At 58.1% G+C, this 9,912-nt stretch carries 9 protein-coding genes and 5 pseudogenes; 7 read left to right on the top strand and 7 right to left on the bottom strand.

The features are described from left to right. Window positions 1–144: pseudogene (locus GGD61_RS40400) on the top strand (IS110 family transposase); the annotation flags it as partial. 237 nt (window positions 145–381) lie between these two features. On the opposite strand, the pseudogene GGD61_RS08305 reads toward GGD61_RS40400, so the two are convergent. The 4 genes and pseudogenes from GGD61_RS08305 to GGD61_RS08290 all read right to left on the bottom strand — a co-directional run. Next, a pseudogene (locus GGD61_RS08305) lies at window positions 382–647 on the bottom strand (transposase); the annotation flags it as partial. A 200-nt stretch (window positions 648–847) separates the two neighbouring features. Then, on the bottom strand, window positions 848–1,864 hold the full coding sequence (locus GGD61_RS08300) for an IS110 family transposase (RefSeq protein WP_183230507.1): 1,017 nt from the start codon (window positions 1,862–1,864) through the stop codon (window positions 848–850). 515 nt (window positions 1,865–2,379) lie between these two features. After that, on the bottom strand, window positions 2,380–3,333 hold the full coding sequence (locus GGD61_RS08295; protein ID WP_183230506.1) for a class I SAM-dependent methyltransferase: 954 nt from the start codon (window positions 3,331–3,333) through the stop codon (window positions 2,380–2,382). 8 nt (window positions 3,334–3,341) lie between these two features. Further along, entirely contained in the window at window positions 3,342–4,694 is a 1,353-nt protein-coding gene (locus tag GGD61_RS08290; protein ID WP_183230505.1) for a radical SAM protein, read from the bottom strand. A gap of 382 nt (window positions 4,695–5,076) precedes the next feature. Here GGD61_RS08290 and GGD61_RS08285 point away from each other — a divergent pair. Further along, a pseudogene (locus GGD61_RS08285) lies at window positions 5,077–5,226 on the top strand (integrase core domain-containing protein); the annotation flags it as partial. A gap of 78 nt (window positions 5,227–5,304) precedes the next feature. On the opposite strand, the pseudogene GGD61_RS08280 reads toward GGD61_RS08285, so the two are convergent. The 3 genes and pseudogenes from GGD61_RS08280 to GGD61_RS08270 all read right to left on the bottom strand — a co-directional run. After that, window positions 5,305–5,541 (bottom strand): annotated as a pseudogene (locus GGD61_RS08280) (cyclic nucleotide-binding domain-containing protein); the annotation flags it as partial. A 290-nt stretch (window positions 5,542–5,831) separates the two neighbouring features. Further along, window positions 5,832–6,248: pseudogene (locus GGD61_RS08275) on the bottom strand (AAA family ATPase); the annotation flags it as partial. A 12-nt stretch (window positions 6,249–6,260) separates the two neighbouring features. After that, complete coding sequence (locus GGD61_RS08270; RefSeq protein WP_246785890.1) at window positions 6,261–6,632, bottom strand: helix-turn-helix domain-containing protein; 372 nt, start codon at window positions 6,630–6,632, stop codon at window positions 6,261–6,263. A 267-nt stretch (window positions 6,633–6,899) separates the two neighbouring features. Here GGD61_RS08270 and GGD61_RS08265 point away from each other — a divergent pair, with 267 nt between their 5' ends. From GGD61_RS08265 to GGD61_RS08245, 5 genes are all read left to right on the top strand, one after another. Then, window positions 6,900–7,601: a LexA family transcriptional regulator gene (locus GGD61_RS08265; RefSeq protein ID WP_246785889.1), complete on the top strand. Its 702-nt coding sequence runs from the start codon at window positions 6,900–6,902 to the stop codon at window positions 7,599–7,601. 90 nt (window positions 7,602–7,691) lie between these two features. Next, on the top strand, window positions 7,692–8,045 hold the full coding sequence (locus GGD61_RS08260; RefSeq protein ID WP_210310987.1) for a hypothetical protein: 354 nt from the start codon (window positions 7,692–7,694) through the stop codon (window positions 8,043–8,045). Between the two features lie 79 nt (window positions 8,046–8,124). Then, window positions 8,125–8,280 (top strand): hypothetical protein, encoded by a 156-nt coding sequence (locus tag GGD61_RS08255; RefSeq protein WP_183230503.1) that lies wholly within the window; start codon window positions 8,125–8,127, stop codon window positions 8,278–8,280. A gap of 55 nt (window positions 8,281–8,335) precedes the next feature. Further along, a complete protein-coding gene (locus tag GGD61_RS08250; protein WP_312012621.1) occupies window positions 8,336–9,427 on the top strand; it encodes a DNA-directed DNA polymerase in 1,092 nt (363 codons plus the stop codon). A gap of 54 nt (window positions 9,428–9,481) precedes the next feature. After that, a complete protein-coding gene (locus tag GGD61_RS08245) occupies window positions 9,482–9,886 on the top strand; it encodes a hypothetical protein (protein WP_246785888.1) in 405 nt (134 codons plus the stop codon). Window positions 9,887–9,912 lie beyond the last annotated feature (26 nt).

The following is a 9,912-nucleotide window of genomic DNA, read 5'->3' as shown; positions in this document are numbered from 1 at the left end:
GGACATTGGCTCGACGGGCTCCAGGCTCGGATGCATCCGAACAAGGCCGTTGTCGCCTTAGCGGCCAAGATGGCCCGCATTGTCTGGGTGGTCTTGAACAAGCCTGGAGCTCTCTACGAACGCAGAGATCCTGCTTTCACCTGACGCTTCTGGCTTCGATTGCAAGGCTCGGGAACAGTGATGACGAAACAGTGGATCAACATGCCGTAAGCCCTGTGCAAAAAAGCGGGCTTCGTGCCCGAACCATTTATTGGGAACGGCGTGCGCGGATCTCATCATGGCCTGGCTGCAACCGCAGTCCACTCGCGAGAGGCCGGATACATTTATGCAACTGGAAGCGTCATTTTTGCTGTTACGAACTTGCACGGACGGGGCGGACCATACATTCTTTCCCAGGAGGTCCTTCAACGCCGCATTGTCCAGCATGGAGTCGGCCAGCAGCCGCGTTTCAGCCGAGTGTTCTCGTCTTCCAGCGCCTTCAGCCGCTTGGCCTCCGACACCTCCAGCCCACCGAACTTGGCCTTCCATTTGTAGATGCTGGCGTCGCTGACGCCATGCTTGCGGCAAAGATCGGCGACCGACACGCCGGCCTCATGCTCCTTCAAAATCCCGATGATCTGCTTCTGTATTCGGTCTGTTTTTGTCAATCCCTTAAGAGCGCGTGCAGCGGGTACCTTGCTTCTGTTCGTGGTCGGCAAAACCGCCACACTATGGGATTCGGTTGAATGGTCGGTTCAAGCTCTTCGGCGTAGTCATCCGACCTGGAGGGCGGACGCCACGACAGATCATACGAACTCGACCATCCCACGCCCCGCGACGGGCGTCTCTTGGGATGGCGATGACGTCCTTACGCCACCGCCGTCCATCGGAATTCGGTTCCATCAACCCACATTCGGTGAAGAACGACAGCCATTTTTCTGGCCAGCGCGACCTTCGCTCGCTTGATTCCTTGCCGGTGGGCAACACGCACCGCCCAGGCCTTCATCGGAGACCATCGGGTTGATGGCCTGAGAACGACGTTGGCAGCTTCGAACAGGGCTGTGCGCGTCTCTCCATCTCCGACTTTTGTGATCCGTCCCACCCGGTCAACCTCGCCAGATTGGTATCGCCGAGGCGTTAACCCGAGATAGGCGCCGACGGATTGGGAATGCAGGAATCGCCTGGGATCGTCCACAGTGGAGCCGAAGGTCAACGCAGAGACCGGGCCGATCCCCGGCATCGTCATCAAGAGCCGACAAGCCGGGTCACTGCGCACGGCCTTTAGAACCAGACGATGCAGTCGGGCGTACTCCCGCATCAGCGCTTCGCGTCCGGCAAGCAGCGGATTCATGATCGCCTCCAGTAAGGCGTCATCGCTGACCAACTCACGAACTCGCGTCGCGAACAGAGTCCGCGAGACGATTCCGACTTTGAGACCGAGCGGACGCAGTCCGCGGATGACTTGCTCTGTGGCAGCGATGGAGCGGATGATATGCTTGCGAGCCGCGGCCAGCGTCCGCGCCCTTTGGCTGCCGATGCTCTTGACGTGAACAGGCTTGAACCATCCCGTTCTCACCACCTGCGCGATCCCACGGGCGTCATTCCGATCGGTCTTCACCGGCATGGCCGAAAGTGCCGCCTTAACCTGGCGGGCTTCCAAACTGACGGCCGGCAGCCCCAGTTCGATTAGATTTGCGGTCAGCCATTCTGACATCGGTCCGGCCTCAAGGCCCACCCGTTCAACTTGACCAGCCCATGGTTCGAGGTACTGCACAATCGATGGCGCGTCCGCCAACGTGGTTCCCTCCCGGATAAGCTTTCCGGTCTCGTCCACCGCACATACGGCAACGGAATTCAGCGAAACATCGAGGCCGACGTAGATCATGGCTTTTCTCCTTCCGGATGGAGTTGGTCCATGATCGTCAGCCAAAACGTGCCGCGCGGCAAATCGGTCAGGCGATCGGGACCGAATACCCCATCTCTTCCGTAAATCGGCTGCGCTTCATGCTCTGGTCCTCATATGGGCCAGAGCGAACTTCAATCTGGATTAAGTCGAGGGGGCAAGGTCAGCTGATCTGGTGCCGGGGACGCGCGTGTCTTTCGATCGTCGCTTCAACAAATGGCGCTCAAAGTACAGAGCCGTCGAGGTCAGGCTAATCGATTGAAGTGCCGCATATCCTGAAGGCCTTCACCGCGCCCGGTTCGGCCGACGATCGGAAAAGCTCGGCTCTGTGAGCGTCGATGACGAACAGCAAGTCTTTGCCTTCGAGGAAAACGAGACCTGCATCGCCGGATCAGGGCACAGGTCAACAGCGATCGGGACATTTCCGCTGCTGCTTCAAGTCGTTGGCCGCTTTGTTATAATCTAAGCGGTCATTTTTGCCCGGCACCGTTCGAGCATCACTTGTTGCGCATGAGCAAGCGTTTTGGAGGCGTGAAGTATTGATATTTGCCGGTAAGCGTTCCATTAACGAACTGTAGGCCGTGATCGCCATAGATTATATCCTCACGTGCGTAGCCGTCCGCTATGGCCACGTGATTGTTGCCCCCAACTGTCTTCCGGACAGTCTTCACCACATGGCTGGCTGGTGGTGAGCCGAGCATCTCAACTACGGCATAGCGTGGTGTGCCCAATTTTAGGGTGTCAAACTGTTTGACAGGAATCACCGCGGCGCCCTTGATGAGCTCAGCTTCCATTACCGGGAGATCTTCAGACCCAGTTGGCTTACGAACCACAACTTTCTCGATGCAGTGTGAATGGATTGGAATGCCAGGGTGCGAGTCCCATTTGATGTAATGATCGGAGCGCAAGATTTCCCAGCCGGCTTCTGTATAGATGGCCTCTAGCTCTCCGCGCGAGAACGATTTCTTGTGACCAGCTGCCAACGCCTCCTTAGGAATAGGATGGTCTGGTCGATCGAGCGTGTTGGTAAAGCAGTGAAATCCCCCAGGCCGCGTCCGATCGAGTAAGGTGGCGACGAGCGGTTTCCAGGTGGTCCGTTCCGTGAAATGCAATACGGAATGCGCTATAAAGACGTCGAGGTAAGTAGGCGGCTGGAAGTCTTCAACACGAGCCACACCGCTCGTTATGTTGACGCCAAGGTCGCCCGCCAGCCGGTTCAGCTTGGAGATGGCGGCTTCGGAGATGTCAGTCGCGATCACCTGATGATCAAAATGGGCCAAATAGAGGGCATTGCGCCCCTCGCCGCAACCCAGTTCGACAACCACGCTCTTAGCGCGGAGAGCTGGTGCTATCTCGAAGATTTCGGGGCTAGGGCCACCCATACAGGATAAGTTGGGATCGGCGTAGCCCGAATCCCACCATAAGGGTGAATGCTTCGCTGCCTCTTGCATACTGCACCTCACGCTGCCTGATATTGCTCTTCAAGGGCCACCACCCACCCCGAGTAAAACATTCGCGCTACAATACTCGAATATCTGAATCCCGCGTGAGTCAGTTGATAAGTATCGCCATCTACTAAGTCGACGAGTTGCAGACGTTCGAGCGCCTTGAGCTCTTCGCTGAAATCGACCGCCAGTTCGCGTCCGAATACTGAAGCGTAGCTCTTTCTGCTCAGTGCGGACAACGTGAGGCCAAGCAGGACGTAGCGACGCGCGAGATCTTCCGGCATCAGTTTAATTCCGTGCGATGCTATCGCGTTAGGATCAAAGGAGCGAGCCGAGAACGTGTCGATGATTGACGAAGCGGCACGTGAGTTGACGGCATAGTCCGTGCCATAGTGATATGGTCCGAAATAGCTTCTGGCCCCAGCTCCCAATCCTAGCAGCGGCGTTCCCTCGAAATCCGAGGCCTCCTGCCGGTAGGCGCGGTCAACAGCGATTTTGGTGAAACGCGTGAAGGATTCCTGGCGGTAGCCTTTGGACGCCACCAGAGCAACGTTCTGGTCGTAGACCTCATACTTTTCCACTTCAGAGAAGAATAATTCGGGGTTGTGCGCCTTCGAGGTCATGATGTTTGTCATGGGACGAACAACAACGGGGTAAAGAGAGAGTGTCCGCGGCTCGTAGTCGAGCACGCGGCCAAGCGAAAAGATCCAGGAGTCACGAGTTTGACCACGCAGGCCATAGATCAGATCAAGATTCACGTGGGAAAAACGTTCCGTCAGCGCTTTGAGTCCCGCCTCTGCAGTCTCGACCGAATATGGTCTACCAGAGTGCGCAAGTTCGCCGGGTACCATGCTTTGGATGCCCATGCTCATTCGGGTGACGCCAAAGGTCTTCAAGCAATCCAGAAGGTTGTTTTCAAAAGTGTCTGGCGCGCTTTCGACCGTAATCTCACATTTCCGGCTTCGTTTTGGAAATGCAGCGTCGAGGGCGGCGAAGAGTTTGCTGAATTGATGCTGAGTCAGCAGAGTTGGCGTGCCGCCGCCGAAATAGATACTTACAACCTCTCGATCTCCGAAGTATTCTCCATATCGCACGATGTGCTCCGCTAGTTGAGCAACATACGAGTCCCCCGTTGCTGGGTTTTGGTGCGTTGTAAGGAAGAGGGTGCAGTAGGTGCACCGGTAGCGGCAGAACGGGATATGGATATAGATGTTGATTTGCTTAAAACGGCTAGCCTGCTCAACGACATCAGTTATGCGGAGTGGCTGCGGAAAGGCCCGATACGCTCGCTTGGAAGGATAACCATATACGTAGGTTGGCAGCTCCTTTTTCGATATGCTTGTCCGAAGAAAGTCCAGACAATTCATGGCCTAACCTGCTGATTGCCAACCCGGTGAATGCCTGAACGCCGTCGTTCGCCGAACGACACAAGCAAGCAGATATAACCACCCGAGAATTCCACCGACTGCTCCTATGTGCAGATGCTTCTTCAGAAGTTAATTCGGTCGCACCGTAAGCTGACATATCGGTCTTCATTGTTGCTTTCCTTCTCAATGAGAGGATCAAACAGTGATGCCGGTCTGTAGCTCCAGCCGCCGGACAACGAGAGACGATCAAGAGTCGTGCCAACTGCGGGCGAAGAGACGCCGAACAGCAGTCCTACATTCCATTCGACAAGTTAACTGCGAGCGCGGCAGCCCGTTGGTCGAATAGTCGTGTGTCGCAGGCGCGACAAACGACAAGCCACTATCTGCGCGCCTTACGACACTGTCCGACGCCCGCACCTCGATCGGCCGATACCTCGACTTTTACAATGGCCGACGTCCACACTCGAGCCTTGACGGCAGCACACCGGATCAAGCCTACTTCAACCAGCCGCCAATCCGCATAGCGGCCTAACCCCGGCAGACGCTCCACTTATCGACGCGGAGATTCTGTTTAGACAACCGGGACCAGCTCAGTCTTGAACGTCTCCCTGAACATGTCGCCCGGCAAGTGAAACGAGTTGATCTGGCGACGACCATCTGAGAGGAGCTTGTAAGTGCGCACCGATCCAGAGTTAATTTGGTAATCGTATTCCGCCTCCTCGCCCTCGCCGAAAATCTCGGAGCCTCTACGATACTTGAACTCGCTACAGAACACCCGCTCGCCAACAAGAGCAGCGAGGTGTCCATCGATCGGCCTGCGTTTCGCGGAGTTGATGTTGACCAGCATGGGTTGAGACAAGCGACGAGAGGAAGAGATGCGCGGGACAGGCTTGCTTCTGCTCGGCGATAGAGAGCGGCTTGTTCCAGCGAGCGCAGGACCACGCGGCATCGCCGAACATCTCGGCGTGGCGTGGATGCAGGTCCGGCAAGAGATGCGCGCGAACGAGTGCTCATGGCAGTTTGCCAGATGGTTGCACATCGTCCGGCACTTGAACGCCATCTTGGCGTTGGGATTGTCGTGGATTCGAAGCGGTTGATATCGCAGTGACCGAGTTGCACCACGGCCATCTGACGGAGCGAGCGCAGCGTCATGACGCCGTCGATGTATTCGAGGAAGATCGTCGCCGCGATCTTGTAACCCTTACCGTAGCCGGGCTCTTCGATGGTCTTCCATCCGTTGCGGGCGCAGGCTTCCGCGCGGATGATGTTTTCGAGACCCGTCGTCGAGTCGAAGATCGCCGTGGCGTAGTTGTGCTCTTCGTTGACGAGCGCGCCGATGGCCTCGCACAGGTCGTTGTAATTGCGAACCTCGATAGTGTCCGCAACGATGCCAGCCGGGACGCTTTCGCCAGCCGCCGTCTGGATGAACACCGGGCGCGGAAACTCCGACGCCAGCGACGACTTGCCAATCTTCGGCACGCCATAGATGGTGATGATCGGTTGGTCTTCGGCAGCGGACTTCTTCTTGACGCTGCCCTTCAGTGAGATTGCCATGTGGCTCCCCGGTTAGTGCTCGACGGCGTCGAGCTTCAAAGTCTTCGTCCAAGCCAGCTGGTCCACGAGCCGGTAGCCGGTGCGGTTGATGGTCTCGATGACGACGGAGTGGCCTTCGGTCTTCGACCGGATGCGCGACATGAACATCGCGACGCCATGATCAGGACGGTCTTCCGTCCCGTAAAGAACGAGCATCGCCATCTCTTTGGTGACGCTGTCGTTCGCGAGCAGGACCAGGAACAGATCACGTTCCTTGGGGGTCAACCGCCAGTTGGTGGGCAGCGCGCCGGATGCGCGCATAGAGTTGCGCAGGGCGGCAAACTTCTGTTCGAGTGCTCTAACGCGCGCGACCAGTGCCTCTTTCGTTTCCTCAACCAATTCCATCCGTCGATTATCGCTTGACATCCGTCGTCTATCCGGTTTTATGCCGATCAATCGGCAATTTTTCCGTGAAGCCGCTGAACTTTCTGTAACGGACGAAGGCAGTGACGTCAACAGATGGCGACGGATGAATAACAAGAATCATCGATCGATCCGTCGCCGGACATGACAACACGGTAATGAGTGTTCGAGTAGCGATCCCAAAAGAGACGTTTTACAAAGGGGTTATTCGAAATGGTGATCAGCAGAGTGCGCAGGGGGTTGAAGACCATGAAGTCGAGAGCAGAAGAGAAGCGCACCAAAGCGCATCCCGCACTCGAAACCATCAAGGCGCGAATCGCGGAGCGTCTAGTGGCGGCGGGACTATCGGGAAGAGAGGCTTCGGTTCGCGCGAAGCTCGGTCTCACTTACGCGAACGACATTCTCTCAGGACGTTCTCTAAATCCAACACGCGAGACTTTGGCTAAACTTGGAACGGTTCTCGACACGGATGCCGACTATTTCTTCGGCACTCAAGACACTCCACGAAACACCCCGCATTCTAAGTTGGCTGCACTAATCAGCGCTGCCCCTGCGGTTGAGGCAACCGCTGCTCGCTCGACGATTCCATTATTCCAAATCGGCTTGCCCGATGCTGACGGCTTCTTTGCACTGAGCGCGGACCGCCGATCCACTTGGGCGTCGCCGTTGGCTTCGGAGCGAGACGCCTATGCGATCACGGTTCCCGACGACTGCATGGCTCCGCGCTATCGAATGGGTGAGGTGGTTGTCGTTAGCCCAACCAGGCCCGTTATGCATGGAGGCTTTGCTTTGGTGCGACAGACGGATGACCGCGTTGCGATTCGTCAGATCGTCACGATCTGGACTGACAAGATCACGGTAAGGTTGCTTAACGGGAAGGGCGACATGGACATCCCCCGTTCCGAGGTGAAGGCGCTGGAACGGATCATTGCTTCCTGTGAATTAGTCTGATCTTTTTATCCGTCGCGGTCCGTCGACATCCGTTGGCGTAACGGATGAGGCTACTTATGGTCCGTTGCTGCTCGGGAGAGGCAACGGACCATGCAAAGCATCAAACTGGTCGTTTTGGAGTCGGCCTACGCTGGGGCGGTGGACGACAATGTCGCCTACGCGCGGCGATGCCTGAAGGATCGCGCCCTGGACGGCGAGAGCGCGCAGGCTTCGCACCTTCTTCTCACTCAGGTTCTCGACGACACGAAGCTGGACGAACGCGCCATGGGGATCGCGCTCGGCCTCGCTTGGCGTGCAGTCGCGCACTACTCGACCTTCTACACAGGGGGTGGTCGAACGGAATGCGGGCGGCGCTCGATAGTGCCATCCTCGAACAGCGGGCCTTCCGGCAGCGCGCGCTCGACGGCCGCGTTCAATATCCGCCTCGCGTCGAGTTGCCCCTGACCGTCTATGAAGACGTGACCGCCAATGCGTGAGCCCATGTCCCACGCAGACAAGTTCGCGCTTCTGCGCGCAGGTCGCCTTGACCGACGGCGATTCGATGGTCGCTCGCCGCCATCTCGCAACCCTTGAAGACATCGCGATCCGCGACGAGATCGATCCGCGCCGGTCTTTACGACTACGCGAGCAACGCCTGCGTTGCTTCACCCATCCGAAGTATCGGACCGCCGACGAATGAAGGCGCACGTCGGCTCGGACCATCATTTTCAACCGGCTAGACAAGGGAGCCTTCCGTGAAATTCAAGATCAATCGTGACGCCTTGGCTGACATCGTAACGCGCGGCGTATCCAGCGCACCGAAGAACTCGCCTGCCGTCATCGCCAACAATGCGCGCATCGTCGTGCAGGATGGCACGATCTCCATTGCCACGACCGACTTCGAGATGATGGTCGAGGCGACCGGCGCGTGCGAAGTCGAGACCGATGGCGCGACGACGGTCGAGGCGTCGAAGCTGAAGTCCGTCGTGGATCGTCTGCCGAAGGGCGTCGATGTCACCTTCACCATGGACACGGCGAAGTACGAACTGATCGCGAAGGCAGGCCGTTCGCGGACCACCTTCCCGACCCTCGCCGCCGAAGACTGGCCTGCTCGCGACTACGCCATGGACGGCGCGCAGTTCACCATCGAAGGCGCTGATCTCGTCCGTCTGTTCGGCCACACCGCCCAGGCGCTTTCAACCGTGCTCAACTCGCCGATGCAGGGCGTCTTCCTTCACGTCGCCGAGGACGGGAAGCATCTGGCTGCCGTTGGCACCACCGGCACGATCCTGTTCAAGGCGACAGTCCCTGCGCCGGATGGTGCGGAGGACATGCCGCTGAACGACAACCGTCCCGGCGTGATTCTCTCGGCCGAGACCGTCAACGCCGTGCTGCGCCTCTATCGTAGCGCGGACGTTGTGAACGTGGTCGCCAACGCCAACTCGATCTTCTTCTACACCGAAACGACTCGCTTCTGCTCTTCGCTCTTGATCGGCACTTATCCGAACTACCTGCCGCTCGTTTCGAGCCCGGCTGCCGAGAGCATCGTCGTCAGCCGCGAATCGTGCGCGAGCACGGTCGCCCTGCTCGAAACCTTCGCTTCGAAAGAGTTGGGCCATCGCTTGCAGTGCGCCGGTTCGGAAGACGGCTTCGTGATCGCGGTCGGCAGCCAGACCGGCGGCAGCGTTGACGTTGTCGAGGCGACGATCAACGGCGACATCGCAGCGTTCGGCATCAACGGCATGTTCATGAAGACGATGCTCAATTCGTCCGAGCGAGCAGCATCGCGCTCCATCCCGACCATCGCAATCGTCGCATCATGTTCCAGGCAGATGACGAACATCTGACCGGCGTGATCGCGATGATGAACATCGCGACCGACCTCGCATCGGGTCCGAAGCATGAGTAGGACCCGCGACCGCGCCAACCGGCGCACCGTCACGATGCCTGACCGCGTCGGCCCTCATGTGAAGCTCGTCTTCGCAGAGATGGCGCGGCTCCGTGTCACCTATGACGAGACGGAGGAAGGTTCTGGCGTTCGCCGCGCTTCGATCAAGGCGTGGCGGCGCAAGAACAAGCCGCGGCTCGAGTCTCTCGAAGCGGTGCTCGGCTTTCTCGGATGGGACTTTGTCGCGGTGCCCCGCGCCAAGGTTCTCCCCGAGGAAGTCCGCGCAGAGCTTCAGCCCATCGCCGACAAGCTTGGCCTGACCATGCCGCAGGCGGTGACGGCTCTGATCGAGATCGTCACCGGCATCCATGAGCGCTTCCCCTTGCTGCGCGATCCGGCCGGTGCGCTTCAAGGGTAAGCGGAAAGAACGGCTGACCATCCATC

The sequence above is a fragment of the Bradyrhizobium sp. SBR1B genome (assembly GCF_014198205.1).
GTDB lineage: Bacteria > Pseudomonadota > Alphaproteobacteria > Rhizobiales > Xanthobacteraceae > Bradyrhizobium.
This window is presented reverse-complemented; position numbering and strand designations above follow the sequence as displayed.